Origin of the sequence: Blautia sp. CAG:257, assembly GCF_000433815.1 — a bacterium.
GTDB classification, from domain to species: Bacteria; Bacillota; Clostridia; order Lachnospirales; family Lachnospiraceae; genus Blautia_A; species Blautia_A caecimuris.
Map to the genome: position 1 here is coordinate 2,292 of NZ_HF999100.1, position 285 is coordinate 2,576.

Consider the following 285-nt stretch of genomic DNA (forward strand, 5'->3'; position numbering starts at 1 on the left):
GTCCGGATGCTGAGAAGCAATGATGTGCACTGTGCTCCGGTGATCTTCAGTACACCTGAGGAGACGCCCACTCACCGTATGGGCTGCTATTACCTGGAAACCGGGTACGGGATCCGGGCAAGCAAGGTTACCTACGACAGAAAGCACAGTGCCATTACAGAATATGATTTCAGTCATTATGATTTTGAAAGACTTCTGGAAGGGTATACATGGCTGCATTTAAGCGGGATTACTCCGGCTCTTGGCAAAAGCTGCCGGGAAATGATCCTTACCTGTCTGAAAATT

The 285-nt window shown here is 48.8% G+C and carries 1 pseudogene; it reads left to right on the forward strand.

The features are described 5' to 3' along the window. Positions 1 to 285: pseudogene (locus tag QVP40_RS11655) on the forward strand (sugar kinase); the annotation flags it as partial.